This is a genomic window from Faecalibacterium sp. HTF-F (assembly GCF_023347535.1).
Classification (GTDB): domain Bacteria; phylum Bacillota; class Clostridia; order Oscillospirales; family Ruminococcaceae; genus Faecalibacterium; species Faecalibacterium wellingii.
Map to the genome: position 1 here is coordinate 465,334 of NZ_CP094473.1, position 21,045 is coordinate 486,378.

The following is a 21,045-nucleotide window of genomic DNA, read 5'->3' on the forward strand; positions in this document are numbered from 1 at the left end:
ATTACCCCTCCTTGCCGCTAAAGTAGCAGTGGAAAGCGACCAGCGCTTCCATGTAGTGTGCAAAGCGGATCAGGTCCGCACGGTCATCGGAAATGCCTTTGAGGTATTCCAGCAGGTTTGTCTGCTTTACAAAGGTCTTTACAGTATCATCACGATTGTCACGTCCACACTCGTAAGCCACCCGGACCCGCATCAGGTTGAGCTTGACCACACTTTCGGGTCGCAGTTTCTCCTCGGTGCGGATGTTTTCCTCGTTATAGATATCTGTCACAAGGCTCAGCAGGTTGCGAATCTTGCTAGTGGTCACTTTTTTGGGCTGGCTCATGAGGCTGCGCATAATACGCTCGGCTTCGTCTACATAATCTTCCGGCACCTTTTTCGGCGTGATCTCCGGCGGCAGCTCTTTCTGCTGCCCATAGCTGCTACGGCTGTTATAGCTGCCGGAACTGCTGCGGTTTCCGTTGTAGCTGTTGCTATATCCGCTCCGGTTGTTGTTATAGCCACCGCCGCCATAGCTGCGGCCATTATCATTCAATCCTGCCATCTGTGTCGCCACCCTTTCTGTTCTGATAGACATAAATATAAATTGCGGTGATGAGCTGGTGACGCTGTACGGCATCCAATGCCCAATCCATCATGCTGTGAGAGAATTGCTCGTAAAGTTTATAACCTGGTGCATTCTTTTTGGGGGAAAGCCGCGCCAGCAGGTAAGCGTACCGTGCAAGGTTGATGCGGTCGTTTTCTGCTTCCCGCAGCAGTGCCAGAAGATTGTAGAGCATGGCGTTTCCATGCTCAGCGTTATCCTTGCCGAAGAAGCTTTGCAGGCAGCCGACCTTTTCGGTCAGGACCTTTGTACGGAATACATCCCACGCATAGATATGTCCCTGCTCCGGCTGCACCAGCAGATTGCCCTTTGCATCCCGGACTGCTTTGCGCTCCGGCGTAAACAGTGCCACTGCATTTTTGCCGGGCAGATGCTTGGCCGATTCTTCCAGCGCGGCAGTTTCCTCGGCGGAAAGCCGGATGGGGTAATGGTCATCAAAGATGCCGATGCCTGCGCTGAGGGTCAGTGCTCCGCAGGAAAATGCGGTGAAATTACGCTGGATGCGCTGTGCTGCTTCCAGAACATCGTTCCATGCGCCCACAAGGAATACATCATCGCCGCCGGCATAGACGATGCTTACATGCAAGCCCTCTAGAATGCCGTTGATGTAGCACTTGAAAAACAGCGACATCTGCCGGGAGAACGCCGAGGCGCGGGACAGGGTAACATAGTGCATCCGTTTGACAGGGTCTTTCTCGTTTTCCTGTTCAAAACCGGAGATGAAGGCATGGCCGAGGTTGTCCACATCCATACGGCAGACCGCAATGCGGCGCACGCCCTCGGACTGCCCTGCCAGTTCTTCCATGCTGTTGCTGGCGGCGTAATCGCCCACATACAGGTTGGTGCTGTAAGTAAGGCCGGTGAACGGTGCATTTTTGGTATATACACGCGCGACAGGCTCGCCGGAAGCCAGCCGTTTGCGGGCAGAGAACTGATCCGTCAGGGACAGATATTCGCTGCCGCCGTCCAGTGCAGGCAGCGTACAGTCATCGGCAGCCGAGGGCTGACGGCTTACCACCAGAACGCGCTTGTTCTGGATCTTAATGGAAAGATCTACGAACAGTTTGCACCAAGGGCAGAGATCATCCTTCAGGTTGGCACTGGTGCCGCACACCTTGCATTCCCGGCCATCCGGGTAAGCGGCGGTGCTGTTCAGCAGCCGCAGATCCTCTGCGGTATAGCGGTGGAATTTGTGCTGTTCCAGCAGCCGGTTCACCCGGCGGAACAGCTCTTTGTAGGGGCTTTTTTCAGCCGGGGTATTGGTCAGGTCGTTGCCGGAGCAGGGTGTCCATGCGTTGGCCAGAAACAGCTGGGTGCCGAACTGCTGCTGCAGCCAGCGGTTGAACTGCCGGTTCCACCGGGTCAGGGTATCGGCCACAGCGGCAGTGTTGGGCAGCAGCACATAGCAGTGTCCGCCGCCGCTGTAGATCAGGTTGGCGCGGGACACGCCGCACCCGGCCAGAAGCTCGTCCAGATAGTGCTCCATGAGCAGCTCCAGAAAGAACGACCGGCTGCGCAGGGAGCGCAGGGCGTTTTCGGTATGGACGGTATAAAGAAACTTCTGGATGCGGGAAAAATCAGCGGTATAGAGCAGAAAAGCGTCCTTCTGGCAAAAATCCTTCTCCTGCTCAAAAAGTGCCTTGCGCAGGTCGGTGATGTTGTTTGCCTGCACATATTCGCTGATGCACGCCGCAATGGCTGCGGTGGTCTTGGCGTGGTCAAACAGAGAGACATCCGGGCTTTCGCCGGTAAAGGTGCTGGACGGAAAACAGCTGAACTGCGTTTCCAGCAGACCCAGCAGCGAGTTGATCCACTCCGGCTGCGGCTGCAGATCCGGCAGACACTCGCTCAGCTTGCGCACGGCATCTGCATAAACGGAAGCGGAAAGCGGCTGCTGCGGCCGTGGCAGCTTCAGGCTGCCGTCCTGCGGCTGCGCAGGCATCATCCAACCGGGGTGGGAACCGTTCAGGTGGGTGAACACCGAGTCCAGCGGAAGATCCCGCCGGAAGGAACTGCTTTCGCCTTCGACCTCCCGGCGGTCTGCGGCGGCAGAAAGATCATCTGCCAGATAAACGATATAGGCCGGGGAATCGGCTGGCAGCGCCTTTGCTGCACCGCGCAGCGCGGCGGCGTGGTGGTAGCGCACACAGTCCAGCGCCGGGGCCCAGTCTGCGCCGGACAAAACGCCGTGCAAAAATTGGTAGCCCTGTTCACTGTGGCTGCCGCGCTGCCCACCGGCACGGTACACCGCTTTGCCGGTGTCGTGCAGCAGCCCGCCATAGGTGGACTGCAGGGTGAGAACGTTCAAAATACCATCTCCTTTACGGATTGTGGAAGAATTGCACAATAAACGGAAAGCGTATTTGTTAATTTTGTAAGAGATGCTTGGAATTGGCTTTATTATAACATATTTTGTTGCTATGTAAAAGCCGCGGCAGAGAAAATATCACAGCAGCTGCAATCGTTCCGTTCATAGAGGGACAGCCCACGGAAAACAAGAAGTTAAGGTTTGCAAAAGAAAAACTCCGCATCGTTTGGTGCGGAGTTTTTTGTCCCCTTACGGGGATGGTACTAGGTGGGAAGAAAGCCAAAAGCCCGGTAGCAGGTTTTCGCCCCCTTACGGGGATGGTACGCGTCCAATGCCGATCTACAGCGTGCCGGGCATGTTTTCGCCCCCTTACGGGGATTGCATCCGAATGACAACGCCTAAATATCCAGTTATGGAGCTTTCGCCCCCTTACGGGGATGGTACAGCTGCAGAGATCAACGCTGAGTATCAGGCTTCGTTTTCGCCCCCTTACGGGGATGGTACTAGACTGTTTAATCCTCACTCATTAGTGGTTAAGTTTTCGCCCCCTTACGGGGATGGTACAAAGAGAGGAACTGAGAATGAAATTCGCAACTAGTTTTCGCCCCCTTACGGGGATGGTACTGAAGGTTGCCGCAAGAACCTGGAAAAGGCTCAGTTTTCGCCCCCTTACGGGGATGGTACGCGGTATCCCGTGGACGCAAAAAAGGTACTCGAGTTTTCGCCCCCTTACGGGGATGGTACGTCTATGCGAGAGTTGGTGGCCCGCACTGGTCTGCTTTCGCCCCCTTACGGGGATGGTACCACGCTGTATGAGTTCAGCGAGAAGTGCAAGAAGTTTTCGCCCCCTTACGGGGATGGTACCGCAACACCTTCGCATCCAACATGAAGAATTTCGTTTTCGCCCCCTTACGGGGATGGTACGAAAGGAATCGTTATGTTTAACTTCACTAAGAAGTTTTCGCCCCCTTACGGGGATGGTACAAAAACGGATTCAGATACTACAATGTAGACTGGGTTTTCGCCCCCTTACGGGGATGGTACGCGGGTTAGTCAAGCGGCTAAGACGCTGGGTTTGTTTTCGCCCCCTTACGGGGATGGTACAAGGCAATTAGTAAGACCACACCGAATGCACAAGTTTTCGCCCCCTTACGGGGATGGTACTATTATATGGTGAAGTACTATGACTATGCGGAAGTTTTCGCCCCCTTACGGGGATGGTACTTCTACAGTTTTCATGATGCAATCACGAACGGCGTTTTCGCCCCCTTACGGGGATGGTACTGCATGACGATGCGGACTTCTACCTCAAAGATAGTTTTCGCCCCCTTACGGGGATGGTACTACTTTACTATGGCTAAAACTTTGTATGAGTTCGTTTTCGCCCCCTTACGGGGATGGTACACTAAATATATCACAGAAGATCGTAAAATGGAAGAGCTGAATGCCTGAAAACTATTCACTTTATTGGAATAAAGTGAAACCGCGCGAAAAGGACAACGATAAATCCTGAATCATTATTGTGCCGTGGAGGATAGAAAGAAAACCCTCTTTCAGGGCGAGCCATAGCGGCGGAAGCCTGCAAAGGCGAAGATGCTGCGCTTCAGGGTGCTGCCGTCCGGGTAGGTGGTCTCCTGACTCTTGCGGCGGGAGCAGGCGGCCAGCGTGGGGATGCCCGCGGCTTCCAGACGCTGGACTACCCGGTACACAAAGGTGCACTCGCCCTGACAGAGCACGGCGTCCGGGTCAAGGTGCAGGATGTGGTCGGCGTATACCGTGGCAAGGGAGTCCAGTGCGGCCTCGTCGGCGGCGGGGTCGATGGCGGGAAACGCAAGATCGACCACCGTGCCGTAGCGCTGCGCCGCCGCCTGCTGCTCGGCGCTCCACAGGGCGTAGGGGTGGTTGGAAAAGTTGATGAACATAGCGTGTACCTCCTGGTTCTTTATAAAAGACTCCCGTCCGCACAAAACGGACGGGAGTGCTGGCGCGGGGCTCACCGCTCGTCGATGCGGTGGCCAACGTTGTTGCCGGCCAGAGCGCCGGTAACGCCGCCAACGATGGCGCAGGGGATGGTGCCGGCAATGGCACCGACAGGGCCGCCCACGGCGATGCCGATGGAGGCACCCTTCACGGCGCCTGCGACGGCACCGGCTGCGGCACAGCCCAGAGTAGAGATCAGCTCAAACATGTTTTTCACCTCCTTTCACCTACCAGAAGCCCATGGCAGGGGCGCAGTTAAGGCGTAAAAAAATAAATCTGCATAAATTTTTTAAGCCATTGTAGCAGCGGTCTTTTTATGATATGATGCAGATAATGGATCTTATAAAAAGGAGTGTTGCCCTGTGCTGAAGACTTATATCACCACCGTGCCTTTGCAGGGAAAGCTGGACCCTATGCTGTACCAGCGGGAGCGGGCAGAGGCCCCCACGGCTACCTGTTTTCCCATCGTGCAGGTGATGCGGGATACCCTTGAACCCGGGGACACGGTGCAGCTGCTGGCCATCCGGCAGGAAAATGCCGATACCGCCCGCAATTATCAGCGCCTGCTGGAAGAGCTGGCACAGCTGGGCATTGCGGAACATCAGGTGCGGCAGATCGACCTGCCGGAGGATCAGTGTCCGGAAACACTGATCGGCCTGTGCCGGGATCTGGTGGATGCCCTGCCGCAGGTCACCCGGGTGTATGCCTGCATCACTTACGGATCCAAGAGCATCCCGGTGGTCACGCTGACGGCATTGACCTGCGCTGAAGCTACCCATACGGAGCTGGAAGTAGGCGGTGTGTATTATGGCGAGGTCAAGCGGGAAAACGGGCAGGTGCTCAGCGCGCGGCTTTACGATATGGCGGCACTGTATCAGCTTTCCGGGCTGGTAGGTACCATGCGCGACAGCAGGACCGCCGAACAAGTGTTCCATCAGCTGATCTGGATGAACGAGCACCGGGAGGACTGAGCAGCGATGAATGATGTGAAAACATGGGCGGACATTGATGCTTCGCCGCTGCTGCAGCTGCCGCCGGAACAGCGCAAAAAGCTGCACGATGCCAATGATGAACGGTTCCGCACGTTCTGGGCGGAATGCTTTCTGACCGCACAGACTCCCGGAAGGGGAGAGGATGCATGGAACAGCGTGGATTTCTGCAAGGCGTTTCTGGATGCGTTTGATCTTTGGGAACCGAAACCCGGGCAGACCTTCAGTATGTATCTGCGCACCGCTGTCCGTCATGCACAGGCACACGACCAGCAGCAGGAAGAAATGGCTGTGACGGGGTTCGGACGCGAGACGAACCGAAAAATCAAAAAAGCGCTGGAGTACATGGAAAAGAACGGAATTACAGAGAGTGTGCTCTGCCGTGACCCGGAAAAGGAACAGGTGATCGCCGATATTGTTGGGGTGGGTGTAAAGACCCTGCGGGAAGCACTGCGCAGTAAGCAGTCGGTGCTCAGTCTGGACGACACTGGCGGAGAGGATTCGGCGCTGGGTGACCGGGTGGTTTCCCAAGAAAAAAGCGTGGAAGAAAAGGTGGAGCAGAGCAGTGAAATGCTGGCATGGCTGCACCGCGGCATAGGGCTGATGAACCTGCAGCAGAAGGAAAAATACGGCAAGACAGCTGGCCCGTTGTGGAGCAGCGTGCTGATGGGCTTTCTGCGCAACAATGACGCGCTGCCTCCGGCAGAGGATGCACCCGCGCGGCTGGCAAACTGCGATGATCTGCGTCCGCTGGAACAGGACAACTGCCTGTGGGATATCCTGCTGCTGCACCGGTATGTGGAATTTACCGTTCAGCCGCCCTATGCGCCCGAAGCGCTGGAATGCGCCGCGCTCCACGCCCTGCTGGACCCGGAGCGCAACCCGGCGCAGGATAAGACCGTGGCAGAGTTTCTCGGTGTGAGCCGGGCGGCGGTGTCGCAGCGGCGCAAAACATGGCAGCAAAAACTGGTGCAGATGAAAACGGAACAGGAGGATGGATAAGATGGGACGCGATGTTTTACTTTTATATATGAGCCCGAAAAACCCGAACTACAAGACCCAGACCAACGAGGGCGCGGTGCGGTATCTGATAAAGGAAAAGGAGACCCCGGACTGCATTCTGGCACTGTGCAGCGAGACGGTGCGCAAAAAAGCTGTGGTGGAAATGCCGGACGGCAGCACCTGCACCACGCTGGAATATTTCCGCGATGCGTTGCGCAGGGTGGGCATCCCGGCAGAGCGGCTGGTGGTGATCGAAGTGCCGGACAGCATGGATGACGAGAAAAAGCAGTTTCAGGCCATCTCGCAGCTGCTGGACAAGATCGAAAAAGAGGACACCCTTTCCATCGACCTTTCCGGCGGTATGCGGGACACTGCCATGTTGCTGGTGACCGCTGCCCGCTGTATGCGGGACCTGCGCGGTGTGCAGACCCGCCGGGTGATCTATGCGGAGCTGCGCGGGGAAGAGCCTGTCGCGCACGACCGCACCCAGCTGTATGATCTGTTCGACTTTGTTACCGCCATGGACGAGTTCTTCTCCACCGGCACCGCGCAAAAGCTGAAGAGCTATCTGTGGAGCGAGGGCGAAAAAGACCCGGTGCTGCACACGCTGCTGACCCGCATCAACCAGTTCTCGGATGACCTGGCGCTGTGCCGGGTGCGCAAGCTGAACGACGATTTGAACCAGATCGCTCAGGCGCTGAAAGAACCGCCCAAGAAGAGCCAGAACCTGACCGACCTGTTCTTCCGGCTGCTGAAAGACCGTTTCAACACCGAGTTTGCAGAGCTGCTTTCCTCCGGCGAAAAGGCGCTGCCTGCACTGGTGAGCTGGTGCGCCAAGTACGGGATGTACCAGCAGGCGCTGACCCTGCTGTGCGAGCAGATGCCGGAATATGTCTGCCAGCATCTCTTTGTGCAGCCCACTGAAAGAGGCTGGGACTATCTGGCAGATCAGAAGCAGAACGAGGGCAAGCCGTGGGTGTACCCGCTGTTCCATTTCCATTTTTGCTGGTTGGCATTGTTGCAGAATGGAAAATTGAAAGAAATTTGCACAACCGATTTGCGCCTGATCAAAAGTAAAGATGATGCGGGCGGCAATATGCTGCTTGGCGTAGCAAATGCCGCAGAAATGCACGATTATCTGGATATGGTGCTTGCCTCTGACCAACTGGCCATCGACCCTGCCATCCGCCCGCAGCTGGAGCAGGCTGCCCTGCTCTACCAGCGCGTGGTGAAGTACCGCAACCAGATCAATCACGCCAGCGACAGTGACTTGGGCCTGTTGAGCGATCGCGTTCTGCCGCTGGATACCGAGAGCATTGAAGAGACCCTGCGAAAGATCACCGTCTACCTGCATGAGATCCGCCCCTTGAAGCGGAACATCCCGCAGGGCGTCAAGGCGTTGCCTGTCACAAAGACGATTCCGTCAGGCGCAGCTCCCAACCTGTAAAATAGAATATAGGAAAAAGCAAAGCACCTCCGCTGCTGGCAAACGCCAGTGGCAGAGGTGCTTTTTTGTCCCCTTGGGGGGATAAGTTGCAATGAGCATACGTCAAAATCTGGAACGAGTTTTTCCGCGATGAGTTTCCGTCCCCTTGCGGGGATAAAGTGCAATATAGTGTAAGGTTCATCCACCCACTAATAAAAAGAGGTTTCCGTCCCCTTGCGGGGAGAACCCTCTCAGTCACGGCTTACGCCGTGCCAGATTCCCCCTTTTGTCACCTGCGGTGACATCTTCCCCCCGGCCGGGGGAAGTCGGCCCTCTCAGGGGGAGCTTAATGCCAGGTAACGGCAGCTGTAAAAGCTCTCCCTTCGGGAGAGCTGGCGCGCAGCGCCTGAGAGGGTTTTGCAGGGATAAATTGCAATTTATAACACCTACTATCATAACGGTAAATTATTCACGTTTCCGTCCCCTTACGGAGTATAAATTTACTATACCACACATTGATTCAAAAGAAAAGAACCATACACCGGAGAAGCGCGGATGGAGTAGAAATGATAAGCCATCAGCCGATTCCCTTTGGTGATAAGCGGATGTTCCACTATTTCCGGGAGGAAAGCATCGTGTGCAGTCGATGGCGGGCATGAGTATCTCCGTAGATGCGGAAACCCGGAAGACTGGGAAGAATTATCTGAAACGAAGGATATAGATGATTGAAAATTAAGCTGAACACGATCTTTGAAGCAGAAGTTCAGCGGCGAGAAAAATGCTCTTGACCTCTATATTAAAGGCCAAGAGCTTTTTGCAAAGATGATGCTGTAAAGAAGTAAAACAGTGAAAGCAATAAGAACAGGTGGTCAATTACTTTGCATTTTTTGCATACAGATCTGCGGCGAGAGATAGACGGTCTGGCACAGATCCATACAAAAACAGGCTGTTGGATTCCTGTTCCAACAGCCTGTTTCTGTTGCGTAGCACATTCATATTCCGCACAAGCGGAATCCATCATTTCTCATATCCTAAGGTCGCTGCCATGACGGCCTTGATGGTGTGCATCCGGTTCTCGGCCTCGTCGAACACGATGCTCTGGGGGCCTTCAAACACTTCATCGGTCACTTCCATGGCGTCGCGGCCAAAGCGCTCGCCCATCTCCTTGCCCACGGTGGTCTTGTGGTCGTGGAAGGCGGGCAGGCAGTGCATAAACACGGCGTGGGGGCCTGCAATGTCCATCAGCTGCTGATTGATCTGGTACGCAGACAGGTCGTTGATCCGCTCGGCCCAGACCTCCACCGGCTCGCCCATGGATACCCACACATCGGTGTACAGCACATCGGCACCCTTGGCGGCTTTAGCAGGGTCCTCCTCAAAGGTGAGGGTGGCACCGGTCTGGGCGGCAATGGCCTGACACTGTGCCACAAGGGCCGGGTCCGGCTGGTACTTTTTGGGTGCGCAGGCGGTGAAGTGCAGGCCCATCTTGGCGCAGCCCACCATCAGGCTGTTGCCCATGTTGTAGCGGGCATCGCCAAAGTAAACGAAGTGGATGCCCTTCAGGCGACCAAAATGCTCCCGGATGGTGAGGAAGTCGGCCAGGATCTGGGTGGGATGGAACTCATTGGTCAGGCCGTTCCATACCGGGACCCCCGCGTAGCGGGCCAGATCTTCCACGATCTGCTGGCCGTAGCCCCGGTACTCGATGCCGTCAAACATGCGGCCCAGCACCCGGGCGGTGTCGGCAATGGACTCCTTTTTGCCGATCTGGCTGCCGGAGGGATCAAGGTAGGTCACTTCCATGCCCAGATCGTGTGCGGCTACCTCAAAGCTGCAGCGGGTGCGGGTGGAGGTCTTTTCAAAAATCAGGGCAATGTTTTTGCCCGCAAGCTGGTCATTGTGGCGGATGCCGGCCTTCTTTTTTGCCTTCAGGTCGGCGGCAAGGTCCAGCAGTTCCTCCATCTCGGCAGGGGTGTAGTCCAATAGCTTCAAAAAGCTGCGGTTCTTCAGACTCATTGTATATTTTCCTCTCTATGCAAGTGCTATTGTATATTTATTCGAGCTGTATTTCTATTATAATGATATCCTGTAAAAATTGCAATACCCTGTCGGATATGTTATACTGATCGTGCTGCCCTTCTGGCATCCTGTACGGGTTGCGGCTCCCTGCATCTGCTTCGTGCCTTGGGCGGCACTCGCATCTTGCAGGCCGCGGCCCCAACAGCTCCTCCCTGTTTCCACCGCTGGCGGCGGTCGTCGCCGTTGCACAGCGCAGGTAGCTGCAACCTACCTGTGCAAGTGGCTTGAGAGTCACAGAAAGGGCAAGTAAGCACAAAGAACCCCCGCGGAGCTGCAACTCTGCGGGGGTTCGCTTTTTGTGAGCCGGTGATCTAACCTTACCAACTTTCTATCTTTAATATATGCAATCCGGTGCAAAAGTCAAGATGCTATGAAAAAATTCACACTTTACAGCTCCAGCTCGGCCCGGCGTCCGGTGGGGGTATAGGCAGTCAGCTTCACACCGGCCTTTTTGAACATGAACCGCGCCGCCACGCTGGAATCGCTGTCGTGGTATTTATCGCCGTAGTACACCACCTCGGCAATGCCGGACTGGATGATGGCCTTGGTGCACTCGTTGCAGGGGAACAGGGTCACGTACACCCGCGCTCCCTTCAGGTTGTTGTGGGCGCTGTTGAGGATGGCGTTCAGCTCTGCATGGCAGACATACATATACTTGGTGTCCAGCGGGTCGCCCTCCCGCTCCCACGGCATCTCGTCGTCGCTGCAGCCGATGGGCATACCGTTGTAGCCCAGCGACAGGATCTTGTTTTCCGGGCTGACGATGCACGCGCCCACCTGACTGTTGGGGTCCTTGGAGCGCATGGCCGTGAGCAGCGCAATGCCCATGAAATATTCATCCCAGTTGATGTAATCGGTACGTTTCATCGCGGAAAAACCTCCTGTTCCGGCAGCGGGCCCGCCGCTTGACAAACCCGGTAAAATACACTATACTACGAATAGAAAGAGCGCTGCCCGGCAAAACGGCTCCGCTCCTCATGGATCAGATGACCAAAAGATCAAGTGACCGCGGCTTGGGGAAGCGTTGGCGGTCACTTTTTCTTTTTGTCGTTGTCATGGTGTTTTTCTCTCTGCTCGAGTTTCCATGTGATTTCAAAAGTCACATGTACGATGGTGACGATAAGCGTCAGCAGCATCAGAATCTCGGAGATCGACATCCAACATCCCTCCTTCCGCCGAAAGCATCCGGAGAGATCACTTCAAAAAGCTGCCCTCCTGACACCTGCTTCACTCTGGGGTGAACATGCAGAACCAGTGAGGACACAGAGCCGCCTTGCGTTTTGGGTCAACGCCCTTGCCGCCAAAGCGGCATCTACAGCATACCATAAAATTATACGCTTTGCAACGAAAACACCCCCGGCATCGCACCTGTGTGCGGCACCGGGGGCTTGCTTTTTTTGCGGGGAAAGCTCCCCCAATGTCAACTTGCACAAAACACTGCCCTGAAGTTTGGCAGGCATTTGACCGGCTTTTTTCAAACGATATATTTAAAAATCGTTTTGAGTGTGGTATTATCTTTGTAAAATATGCCACAAAAGCGGAGAGAATGCTCCGTGCGGCGGAAATGAGGGAAAAACCGATATGAAATACGCAAGCAACAACATCCGCAATATCCTGATTGCCGGTCATGCCGGCAGCGGCAAGACCACGCTCACCGAGGCGCTGGTCTATTTTTCGGGCGCTGCCGAGCGTATGGGCCGGGTCGAGGACGGCACCACGATTTCGGACTTTGACCCCGAGGAAGCAAAGCGCAAGGCCAGCCTGTCGGCGTCTGTAGTGCCGGTGGAGTACGAGGGCATCAAGTACAACCTGATCGACGCCCCGGGCCTGTTCGACTTCGAGGCCGGCGAGTATGAGGGCATCCGTGCCGCCGAGAGCGTGCTGGTGGTGGTGTCCGGCCGCAGCGGCGTCACCGTGGGTGCCGAGAAGGCGTTCCAGCTGGCCCGCAAGAATGGCAAGGCTACGATGGTTTTCGTCTCCAAGTGCGATCTGGAAAACGCCAACTACTTCAAGATCCTTGAGGATATGAAGATCAAGTTCGGCTCCACCGTCTGCCCCTGCGTGGTGCCCGCCAAGCTGGACGACGGCACCCCCGTGTACATCAACCTGTTCAGCCAGAAGGCCTTCAAGTACGAGGGCGGCAAGCAGATCCAGGTGGACCTGCCGGACATCGGCCACCGTTTCCAGGGCCTGATCGAGGCCATGAGCGAAGCCATTGCGGAAACGGACGATGAGCTGATGGAAAAGTTCTTCGGCGGCGAGGCCTTTACCACCGAGGAGATCGTGGAAGGCATGCGCAAGGGCGTCAAGGACGGCCTGATCACCCCCGTGTTCTGCGGCAGCGCCGTGAACCAGCAGGCGCTGGATATGCTGCTGTTCAACATGCACAAGCTGCTGCCCAGCCCGGAGCACGAAGCCAGCACGCTGGCCGAGGATGCCGACGGCGAGCCGGTGGAACTGCACTGCACCGTGGACGAGCCCACCGCCGCCTACGTCTTCAAGACCGTGGCCGACCCCTTTGTGGGCAAGCTGAGCTACCTGCGGGTGGTCAGCGGCAAGGTGACCGCCGGTGAACCGCTGACCAATGCCCGCACCGGTGACGTGGAAAAGATCACCAAGCCCCTCACCGTCATCGGCAAGAAGCAGGTGGACTCGGACGGCATCATCGCCGGTGATATCGGCGCAGTGGCAAAGCTGGTGAGCGCCAAGACCGGCGACACCCTGTGCGACGCCGACCGTGTGGTGAAGCTGCCGGCCCCCGTGTTCCCGCAGCCCAGCCTGTTCATGGCCGTCACTGTGGCCAAGAAGGGCGACGAGGGCAAGATCTCCAGCGCACTGGCCCGCCTGATGGAAGAGGACCCCACCCTGAGCTACCAGAACAACGCCGAGACCCATCAGCAGGTCATCGGCGGTCTGGGCGAGCAGCATCTGGACGTGGTGAAGGCCAAGCTGAAGAACAAGTTCGGCGTGGAGATCGGTCTGGAAGCACCCCGCATCGCCTACCGCGAGTCCATCCGCAAGGCCTGCCAGAAGCAGGGCCGCCACAAGAAGCAGACCGGCGGCCACGGCCAGTTCGGTGACGTTATCATCAACTTCGAGCCCTGCGACAGCGAGCAGGTGGTGTTTGAGGAGAAGGTGTTCGGCGGCAGCGTGCCCAAGAACTTCTTCCCCGCCGTGGAAAAGGGCGTGCGCCTTGCCGCCGAAAAGGGTGTGCTGGCAGGCTACCCCGTGGTGGGCCTGAAGGCCACCCTGCTGGACGGCAGCTATCACCCGGTGGACAGCTCTGAAATGGCCTTTATCATGGCCGCAAAGCTGGCCTACAAGGCCGCCATGCCCGAGGCCGGGCCGATCATTCTGGAGCCCATCCACACCCTGAAGGCTCATGTGCCGAACGACAACACCGGCGACATCATGGGCGACGTGACCAAGCGCCGGGGCCGCGTGCTGGGCATGGAGCCGGACGAGGACGGCATGCAGACCATCATTGCGGAAGTGCCGCTGGCAGAGCTGGCCAACTTTACCACCTTTATCCGGCAGACGACCCAGGGCCGCGGCTGGTTCACCACCGAGTTCGCCCGCTACGAGACCCTGCCCGAGATGCTGGTGCCCGCCGTGGTGGAGCAGGCCAGGAAGCTGGGCAATCTGGACGAGGCCGCCGACGACTGAGCCGGTCGGACACTCCCCTCCGGTGAAGCGGAAGCCATTGCCGCGCAGCGGCACATCCTTGCGCAGGCACATCATTTGTTCCGCAGGAACAACCTCATTGCGCAGCACATCATTTTAGACATCACCCCGGCCCCCGTTGACACTTTTCCCTCTGTCAGCGGGGGTTTTTTGTTGCGGAAAAAAGCGAGAAGTTCCTGCAGCCGCTGTCCGCTCTGCCTTTTCCCGCCATTCGCGCATATTTCGCTCCCATTCGCGCAGATTTGATTCCATTTTACTCCCGAGTATGGTACAATAAAAGAAACACTCCCCATTTGCGACCCGCTACAAAGGAGGAAAGCAGCATGAAACGACACAAACTCATCCAGCGCCTAACGGCGGCGCTGGTGGCCGGTGCCATGGCTCTCAGCTTCTGCGCGCCGGCGCTGGCAGAAGCCCCCAGCGCCGCAGCGGACCCCGCCGCGCCCGCGGCCACAGCGTCCACCGCCGAGAACAGCACCGCGGACACCATTGTCTTTGACCAGCTCTATCTTGGCACGCAGGAGGACTGGGCCAAGACCATTGCGGACGGCTCCAGCGGCGATGTCGCCCTGCAGTACACCGCCGCAGACCGCACCCTCACCGTCACCGGCACCTACTTCAGGGCGCTCACCATCTCCGCGCCCGGCGTGAACGTGGTGCTGACCGGCACCACCGGCCCGGCCGTGAAGGGCGACTTGACCATCACGGACAGCGCCAGCGTCGCCGTCACCAGCAGTGCCGCCGGAGCACAGGCTGTCACCGGCAGCACGGACATCACCAGCGACGGCGCTGTGAGCATCACCGGCGCCGACCGTGCCGTGGGCGGCGAAAACCTCACCGTGAATGCGGGCGGCGACGTGACCATCGTCGGCGGCTGTGAAGGCGCGTCCATCTGGCACAGCGCCAGCATCACCACCACCGGCAGCGTGACCCTGACCACCAACAACAGCGGCGGCTGGGCACAGGGCACCGCTGGCACCGGCGTCCTCACCGTGGACGCGGGCGGCGATGTGACCATTACCGGCGGCACGGCCAGCCAGCCCACCATCAACGACGCGACCGTCCGCTGCGGCGGCGAGTTCGAGCTGCGCAACCCTGCAGGCGGTTTGGTGCTGTGTGATAAGACCAGCGACGGCAAGTCCGGCAACCTGCACTACTATAACACCGGTGCCACCGAGCTCGTATTCCGCGCATCTTCCATGGGTGCCACCTGCGATGTGTTCCAGCCGGGCGACAGCACCGTGTTCGGCACGCTTGGCGATCCCAGCTGGATCACAGCAAAACACGAGCAAGACTATCAGCTCACCCTGACCGGCTGCGCGCCGGCAGATTCCGCCCAGGGCCGAACGGTGTTCTATCCGGGCGAAGAAGTGCATCTGGTCTTGAAGCGCCCGACGAACGGCACCACCTTTACGGGCTGGACCGTCACCAAAGAGGACGGCATCGCCGTGCTGTTTGAGCAGGAGGACGACAGCATCCGCTTCACGATGCCCGCCTGCGCTGTGACGGCCGCCGCCAACTGGGAGCAGGCCACAGGCCAGGCTCTGTGGCTCAGCACGGAACAGGATTGGATCATCGTCAGCAAGGCTTCGCTGGAAGCTTACCCCATAAGCGGCATCACCTATGAAGACGGTGCTTTTGTCGTGGACGGCTTCATCGTGGACGACATAAAAGCAGCCAAGACCCTCCGCGTTCTGGGCCTTGCCCCCACCGAAGACGAGCGCCCGGACGTGGTGCTGAAGAACCTGACCGTCGATACGCTCATCGTGGACGGCGTGCGGGACGTGACCCTTGACGCCTGCCGCATCGGGGAGCTGGACGGTTACGACCATTTTGATACTAACTACTCGCTGCAGATCACCAATGCCCGCGACGTGGTGCTGGCAAACACATCCAGCCGTTATTCCGACATCTCCGGTGTGCGGAACGTGACGGCCAAGGCCGACGACACGCTCTGCGACCGGCTCAACATCGACTGCACCGGCGACATTGCACTTTCCACCGCCGCCGACACTCTCGGTGTGGCCTGTTATCTTCGGGCGGGCGGCAGCATCCGGCTCACCGGTGCCCCGTGGAAAACGTTGATGGTGCACAGCGCCCAGAATGCGACCGTGGACGCGAACGCACTGCCCCAGCACGCCTCTTTCACCTGCAGCGGCATCGTGGATGTCAGCCAGCGCGACGGCGGTGCCATCGTGGAACGGGATTCCGGCTCTCCGTGGTACCTTCTGGAATACTACCCGGAGACCGAGCAGCCCTACGTCGTCACCCTGAACGGGGAGACCGGCGAGGTGCGGAGCGATTCTTACCAGCTGAACAACTTGGACGACCTGCGCGCGGTGCAGCACCTGCTCATCACCCCGGCGTCGTTGCTGCCGGATGATGTGGACTCGGACGCAGTCGGGCAGTTCATCACCGACGCCAGCGGCGTGCTGGTCAGCGCAGCCCTCGCGGGGGCCGCCGTGTGGGGCGGCTATGAGGTGACGACCCGCGTCATGCTGAAAAACCTGCTGCCGGAAGGGGCGGCCATCCCCGCCACCCGCGGCGAACTGGCCCAGCTGCTGTGGAACGCCGCAGGCCGCCCGGAAGCCGGTGCCGTCGTGACCGTGTACCCGGACATCACGGACGCCGACCAGCAGGCTGCGGCCCGCTGGTGCACCGAGCAGGGCCTGCTCACCGCCCGCAGCGACGGCACCTTTGCCCCCGACGGCCGGGTGCCCAAGTGGCGGGTCATCGAGGTGTGGAACCACGCCTTTGCAAAATAACGCTCCCTCATCAAAGGCCAGCGCTTCTGCGCTGGCCTTTTTGCTGCACTGCACCGCCCTTCTCTCCCCTTTTTCCTCCCCAGCACCGCCTTTTTTGTTGACAAAGGCCCGGCTTGCTATTATAATAATGTAGTCAAAATGGCATTATTGTGCGGCTTTGCGGCTGTGCAAAACAAATAGACAAGGAGAGATTCTCAAAATGGCACAAGAGATCAAGATGTCCGCCGCCGGTCTGAAGGCAATGCAGGAGGAACTGGAATACCTCAAAACGGTCCGCCGCAAGGAGCTGGCTGAAGAGATCAAGGAAGCACGCAGCCACGGCGACCTGTCCGAGAACAGCGAGTACGACGAGGCCAAGAACACCCAGGGTCTGGTGGAGAACCGCATCACCGAGCTGGAGCAGATGATCAAGAACGCTGTCGTCATTGATGAGAGCGAGCTGAGTGTGGACAGCGTGTCTGTGGGCACCCATGTGGTCATCCGGATGACCGGTGAGGACGAGACCGAAGAATACGATATCGTGGGCCGCACCGAGGCCGACCCCCTGAACGGCAAGATCAGCGACGAGAGCCCCGTGGGCCACGCCCTGCTGAACAAGGCCGTGGGTGCCAAGGCCGAAGTTCTGCTGCCCACCGGCCACACGGTGGAGTACACTGTGCTGCGCATTTCCCACGCAGCAAACTAAGTAGGAGTAATCATGGAAGAGCAAAAGAAGAACCCCGCACAGGGCCTGTCCGAGAGCGAGCAGGTGCAGGTGCGCCGCCAGAAGCTGGCCGACCTGCAGGCCGCAGGCCGCGACCCCTTTACCCTGACCAAGTATCCGCAGGACGCCTACTCTGCCGACCTGAAGGAAGAGTTTGCTGCCCTGCCCAACGAGACCGACAGCGGCAAGACCGTGGCGCTGGCGGGCCGCATGATGTCCAAGCGCGTGATGGGCAAGGCAAGCTTTGCCCACCTGCGGGACGATAAGGGCGACATCCAGCTGTACGTCCGCCGCGATGAGCTGGGCGAGGAGTCCTACGCCGCCTTCAAGAAGCTGGACGTGGGCGACATCATCGGCGTGAAGGGCGAGGTGTTCCGCACCAAGACCGGCGAGCTGAGCGTCCGCGCCACCGAGCTGACCCTGCTGGCCAAGAGCCTGCGCCCCCTGCCCGAGAAGTTCCACGGCCTGACCGACACCGAGATGCGTTACCGTCAGCGCTACGTGGACCTGATCGCCAACCCCGAGGTGAAGGACACCTTCGTGAAGCGCAGCCAGATCCTGAAGGAGATCCGCGCCTATCTGGACGAGAAGGGCTTCCTGGAGGTGGACACCCCCATCCTGACCCCCTTCGAGATCGGCGCCTCCGCACGCCCCTTCTACACCCATCACAACAGCCTGAACATGGACATGGTGCTGCGCATCGAGACCGAGCTGTACCTCAAGCGCCTGATCGTGGGCGGCATGGACCGCGTGTATGAGGTGGGCCGCATCTTCCGCAACGAGGGCATGGACCCCAAGCACAACCCGGAGTTCACCAGCATCGAGCTGTATCAGGCCTTCACCGACTTCCACGGCATGATGGATCTGGTGGAGGAGCTGTACAAGCGCCTTGCCCAGAAGATCTGCGGCAGCATGGTCATCCCCTATCAGGGCAAGCAGATCGACATGGGCCACTGGGAGCGCCTGACCATGGTGGAAGCTGTGAAGAAGTATTCCGGCGTGGACTTCAACGACTGGAAGTCTGACGAGGACGCCATCGCCGCCGCCAAGGAGCACCACGTGGAGCTGCCCGAGGTGCCCACCAAGGGTGCCATTCTGGCCGAGTTCTTCGACGCCTTTGTGGAGGACAAGCTGATCCAGCCCACCTTCATCTACGACTACCCCGTGGAGATCAGCCCGCTGGCAAAGCGCAAGCCGGACGACCCCGCCTTCACCGAGCGCTTTGAGTATTTCATCGACTGCACCGAGTACGGCAACGCCTTCAGCGAACTGAACGACCCCATCGACCAGAAGGGCCGCTTCGAGCGTCAGGTAGCCGAGCGCAAGGCCATCGAGCCCGACTGCAAGGCACAGGTGGACTACGACTACGTGAACGCACTGGAGTACGGCCTGCCCCCCACGGGCGGTCTGGGCTTCGGCGTGGACCGTCTGGTGATGCTGCTCACCGACAGCGCCTCCATCCGCGATGTGCTGCTGTTCCCCACGATGAAGCCGATTGAGCAGTAAAACACAAAATTAAAACGCAGATACGATAAATTTTCAAACGAAATTCGGGCGATATCTGCGGTACTACACCCGGGCTACACCAATTTTGGGACGTTTTCCCGAAAAGGAGCCTTACAAAGCGGTGTGGTGTAAGAATTGAATAGGTGGATTGGTGTAGTAGACAAACTACCCACAATATGATGAAAAGCAGGTACACTGTAGAAATGCGGTGTACCTGCTTTTATTTGCACAAATGCATTGACATTTATCTATGCATTTGCTATACTGCTCACATAGACGAATATCAATGCGAGGTGTTTTCATGAACGCTATAGATGTGGCTTTGATCTGCAAGGCTTTGGGGGATGCGAACCGGCTGGAAATTGTGAAGATGCTGTCGGATGGAGAAAAGTGCGGCTGCAAGCTGTTGGAACGGTTTGAAATTACGCAGCCGACGCTTTCGCACCATATGAAGATTTTGGTGGAATGTGGACTGGTGAACGCCCGCAAGGATGGCAAGTGGCAGCACTACTCCCTGAACTGCGAAACCCTGACCCAGTTCAAAGAATTTATAGAGGGACTGACCTGCTGCGGCTGCGGCTCTAATAGCGAAGGAGGGTGCTGCTCCTGATGGGCAAGTTTATCACCGATCAAATCCTCGGCATGAAGTGGCTGAATACGCTGATTGGAAATCTACTCGGCGCATTGGGATTGGACGCAACAAGCCGAATCGGTGGGAGCATTCAGTTCTTCCTCTATGATGTGATTAAGATCACCGTGCTGCTCTGTGTGCTGATTTATCTGATCTCCTACATTCAGAGTTATTTTCCGCCGGAACGCAGTAAGAAAATTATGGGGCGGTTTCACGGTATCTGGGCAAACTGCATCGCAGCCCTGCTCGGCACGGTAACACCGTTCTGCTCCTGCTCGTCCATTCCACTGTTTATCGGATTTACCAGTGCCGGACTGCCGCTGGGTGTGACCTTCTCGTTCCTGATTTCATCGCCTATGGTGGACTTGGGAAGTCTTGTTCTTCTGATGAGTATTTTCGGGGCAAAGGTTGCGATTCTCTATGTGGTGCTGGGGCTTGTGATTGCTGTGGCTGGCGGTACGCTGATTGAAAAGCTGCACATGGAAAATCAGGTGGAGGAATTTATCCGCAGGGCATCTGCCGTGGACATTGCCTCCCCAACACTGACGCAGAAGGAACGGCTAGTTTATGCCAAGGATCAGGTAGAGGAAACCTTCAAGAAGGTTTTTCCGTACATTCTCATCGGCGTAGGCATCGGGGCTGTCATTCACAACTGGATTCCCGAAAGCTGGGTTGTGGCGGTTCTCGGCAGCCATAACCCCTTCGGCGTAATATTAGCAACCATCATCGGCATTCCCATGTATGCCGATATTTTTGGCACGATTCCCATTGCTGAGGCTTTGCTTGGAAAAGGCGCACAGCTTGGTACGGTGCTTGACTTTATGATGGGTGTTACCACGCTGTCTTTGCCGTCAATGATTATGTTGCGCAAGGCAGTCAAGCCGAAGTTGCTGGGTGTTTTTATCGCCATCTGTGCTGCGGGCATTATCGTTGTAGGCTATTTATTCAACCTGTTTCAGGGCAGTATCTTATAATTTGGAGGGACTATCATGTCAATTTTCGGATTTGGAAAGAAAAAAGAAGATCAAAAGCAGTCTTGCTGCTGCGGAGGCAACTGTACATCGGAAACCATGCAGGCGGCAGAAGCAAAAAAGAAGGAATCCGGCATTAAAATTCTCGGTGGAGGTTGTGCCAAGTGCAACGCACTGGAAGCGGAAACCAAAGAAGCACTGCGGGAACTCGGTATGGATGCTACCATCGACCATGTGCGGGACTTTGAAAAAATCGCCGCCTATGGAGTGATGACAACACCTGCGCTGGTGGTAGATGGTCAGGTGGTGTCCTATGGCAAGGTGCTGAAAAAGGATGAAGTCATTTCTATTTTGAAGAAAGTAAGAGCATGAACGAACATAACACATCTCCCATTGG

The 21,045-nt window shown here is 57.4% G+C and carries 18 protein-coding genes and 1 CRISPR repeat array; of the genes, 11 read left to right on the top strand and 7 right to left on the bottom strand.

From position 1 onward, the window contains the following. Window position 1: 1 nt before the first annotated feature. The 4 genes from csm2 to MTP37_RS02225 form a co-directional block, all read right to left on the bottom strand. Window positions 2-544, bottom strand: a complete 543-nt coding sequence (gene csm2 / locus MTP37_RS02210) for a type III-A CRISPR-associated protein Csm2 (protein WP_249238013.1) — start codon at window positions 542-544, stop codon at window positions 2-4. Then, window positions 528-2,912 carry a type III-A CRISPR-associated protein Cas10/Csm1 gene (cas10, locus tag MTP37_RS02215; protein WP_249238014.1) on the bottom strand — a complete coding sequence of 795 codons (2,385 nt, stop codon included), beginning with the start codon at window positions 2,910-2,912 and terminating at the stop codon, window positions 528-530. The genes csm2 and cas10 overlap by 17 nt, the downstream gene beginning before the upstream one ends. Window positions 2,913-3,149: 237 nt before the next feature. Then, window positions 3,150-4,316: a CRISPR direct-repeat array (repeat unit 27 nt; unit sequence GTTTTCGCCCCCTTACGGGGATGGTAC). A gap of 149 nt (window positions 4,317-4,465) precedes the next feature. Continuing rightward, window positions 4,466-4,834, bottom strand: coding sequence for a hypothetical protein (locus MTP37_RS02220; protein ID WP_249238015.1), 369 nt, complete (start codon window positions 4,832-4,834; stop codon window positions 4,466-4,468). 71 nt (window positions 4,835-4,905) lie between these two features. Further along, window positions 4,906-5,100, bottom strand: a complete 195-nt coding sequence (locus MTP37_RS02225; protein ID WP_249238016.1) for a hypothetical protein — start codon at window positions 5,098-5,100, stop codon at window positions 4,906-4,908. Window positions 5,101-5,254: 154 nt separating this feature from the next. Here MTP37_RS02225 and MTP37_RS02230 point away from each other — a divergent pair, with 154 nt between their 5' ends. The 4 genes from MTP37_RS02230 to MTP37_RS13255 all read left to right on the top strand — a co-directional run bounded on the left by MTP37_RS02230 (window position 5,255) and on the right by MTP37_RS13255 (window position 9,038). After that, window positions 5,255-5,863 carry a TM1812 family CRISPR-associated protein gene (locus tag MTP37_RS02230; RefSeq protein WP_249238017.1) on the top strand — a complete coding sequence of 203 codons (609 nt, stop codon included), beginning with the start codon at window positions 5,255-5,257 and terminating at the stop codon, window positions 5,861-5,863. 6 nt (window positions 5,864-5,869) lie between these two features. Beyond that, a complete protein-coding gene (locus MTP37_RS02235) occupies window positions 5,870-6,883 on the top strand; it encodes a sigma-70 family RNA polymerase sigma factor (RefSeq protein ID WP_249238018.1) in 1,014 nt (337 codons plus the stop codon). A 1-nt stretch (window position 6,884) separates the two neighbouring features. Further along, the gene (locus MTP37_RS02240; protein ID WP_249238019.1) at window positions 6,885-8,330 is read left to right on the top strand and encodes a TM1812 family CRISPR-associated protein; all 1,446 of its coding nucleotides are present in this window, start codon (window positions 6,885-6,887) and stop codon (window positions 8,328-8,330) included. 573 nt (window positions 8,331-8,903) lie between these two features. Beyond that, on the top strand, window positions 8,904-9,038 hold the full coding sequence (locus MTP37_RS13255; protein ID WP_455550808.1) for a DUF7695 domain-containing protein: 135 nt from the start codon (window positions 8,904-8,906) through the stop codon (window positions 9,036-9,038). Window positions 9,039-9,326: 288 nt separating this feature from the next. Here the strand turns inward: MTP37_RS13255 and argF are convergent, their stop codons facing one another. From argF to MTP37_RS13095, 3 genes are all read right to left on the bottom strand, one after another. Beyond that, on the bottom strand, window positions 9,327-10,325 hold the full coding sequence (gene argF / locus MTP37_RS02245; protein WP_249238020.1) for an ornithine carbamoyltransferase: 999 nt from the start codon (window positions 10,323-10,325) through the stop codon (window positions 9,327-9,329). A 450-nt stretch (window positions 10,326-10,775) separates the two neighbouring features. Then, complete coding sequence (locus MTP37_RS02250) at window positions 10,776-11,255, bottom strand: deoxycytidylate deaminase (RefSeq protein ID WP_249238021.1); 480 nt, start codon at window positions 11,253-11,255, stop codon at window positions 10,776-10,778. Between the two features lie 164 nt (window positions 11,256-11,419). Continuing rightward, entirely contained in the window at window positions 11,420-11,545 is a 126-nt protein-coding gene (locus tag MTP37_RS13095; protein WP_256469117.1) for a hypothetical protein, read from the bottom strand. A 424-nt stretch (window positions 11,546-11,969) separates the two neighbouring features. Here MTP37_RS13095 and MTP37_RS02255 point away from each other — a divergent pair, with 424 nt between their 5' ends. From MTP37_RS02255 to MTP37_RS02285, 7 genes are all read left to right on the top strand, one after another. Further along, the gene (locus MTP37_RS02255) at window positions 11,970-14,054 is read left to right on the top strand and encodes an elongation factor G (RefSeq protein ID WP_249238022.1); all 2,085 of its coding nucleotides are present in this window, start codon (window positions 11,970-11,972) and stop codon (window positions 14,052-14,054) included. 341 nt (window positions 14,055-14,395) lie between these two features. Beyond that, window positions 14,396-16,837: a FapA family protein gene (locus MTP37_RS02260; protein WP_249238023.1), complete on the top strand. Its 2,442-nt coding sequence runs from the start codon at window positions 14,396-14,398 to the stop codon at window positions 16,835-16,837. Between the two features lie 199 nt (window positions 16,838-17,036). Beyond that, window positions 17,037-17,522, top strand: a complete 486-nt coding sequence (gene greA, locus MTP37_RS02265) for a transcription elongation factor GreA (RefSeq protein WP_249238024.1) — start codon at window positions 17,037-17,039, stop codon at window positions 17,520-17,522. Between the two features lie 12 nt (window positions 17,523-17,534). Further along, window positions 17,535-19,046 carry a lysine--tRNA ligase gene (gene lysS, locus MTP37_RS02270; protein WP_249238025.1) on the top strand — a complete coding sequence of 504 codons (1,512 nt, stop codon included), beginning with the start codon at window positions 17,535-17,537 and terminating at the stop codon, window positions 19,044-19,046. A gap of 301 nt (window positions 19,047-19,347) precedes the next feature. Beyond that, complete coding sequence (locus MTP37_RS02275; RefSeq protein WP_207676840.1) at window positions 19,348-19,656, top strand: ArsR/SmtB family transcription factor; 309 nt, start codon at window positions 19,348-19,350, stop codon at window positions 19,654-19,656. Beyond that, window positions 19,656-20,651, top strand: a complete 996-nt coding sequence (locus MTP37_RS02280) for a permease (protein WP_249238026.1) — start codon at window positions 19,656-19,658, stop codon at window positions 20,649-20,651. Before MTP37_RS02275 ends, MTP37_RS02280 begins: the two co-directional genes overlap by 1 nt. 15 nt (window positions 20,652-20,666) lie before the next feature. Next, window positions 20,667-21,020, top strand: coding sequence for a thioredoxin family protein (locus MTP37_RS02285; RefSeq protein WP_249238027.1), 354 nt, complete (start codon window positions 20,667-20,669; stop codon window positions 21,018-21,020). Window positions 21,021-21,045 lie beyond the last annotated feature (25 nt).

Coding starts and splice junctions, on each gene's coding strand:
- csm2 (WP_249238013.1), bottom strand. CDS start 544: ATGGCAGGATTGAATGATAATGGCCGCAGCTATGGCGGCGGTGGCTAT.
- MTP37_RS02220 (WP_249238015.1), bottom strand. CDS start 4,834: ATGTTCATCAACTTTTCCAACCACCCCTACGCCCTGTGGAGCGCCGAG.
- MTP37_RS02225 (WP_249238016.1), bottom strand. CDS start 5,100: ATGTTTGAGCTGATCTCTACTCTGGGCTGTGCCGCAGCCGGTGCCGTC.
- MTP37_RS02235 (WP_249238018.1), top strand. CDS start 5,870: ATGAATGATGTGAAAACATGGGCGGACATTGATGCTTCGCCGCTGCTG.
- MTP37_RS02240 (WP_249238019.1), top strand. CDS start 6,885: ATGGGACGCGATGTTTTACTTTTATATATGAGCCCGAAAAACCCGAAC.
- argF (WP_249238020.1), bottom strand. CDS start 10,325: ATGAGTCTGAAGAACCGCAGCTTTTTGAAGCTATTGGACTACACCCCT.
- MTP37_RS02250 (WP_249238021.1), bottom strand. CDS start 11,255: ATGAAACGTACCGATTACATCAACTGGGATGAATATTTCATGGGCATT.
- MTP37_RS13095 (WP_256469117.1), bottom strand. CDS start 11,545: ATGTCGATCTCCGAGATTCTGATGCTGCTGACGCTTATCGTCACCATC.
- MTP37_RS02255 (WP_249238022.1), top strand. CDS start 11,970: ATGAAATACGCAAGCAACAACATCCGCAATATCCTGATTGCCGGTCAT.
- MTP37_RS02260 (WP_249238023.1), top strand. CDS start 14,396: ATGAAACGACACAAACTCATCCAGCGCCTAACGGCGGCGCTGGTGGCC.
- greA (WP_249238024.1), top strand. CDS start 17,037: ATGGCACAAGAGATCAAGATGTCCGCCGCCGGTCTGAAGGCAATGCAG.
- lysS (WP_249238025.1), top strand. CDS start 17,535: ATGGAAGAGCAAAAGAAGAACCCCGCACAGGGCCTGTCCGAGAGCGAG.
- MTP37_RS02275 (WP_207676840.1), top strand. CDS start 19,348: ATGAACGCTATAGATGTGGCTTTGATCTGCAAGGCTTTGGGGGATGCG.
- MTP37_RS02280 (WP_249238026.1), top strand. CDS start 19,656: ATGGGCAAGTTTATCACCGATCAAATCCTCGGCATGAAGTGGCTGAAT.
- MTP37_RS02285 (WP_249238027.1), top strand. CDS start 20,667: ATGTCAATTTTCGGATTTGGAAAGAAAAAAGAAGATCAAAAGCAGTCT.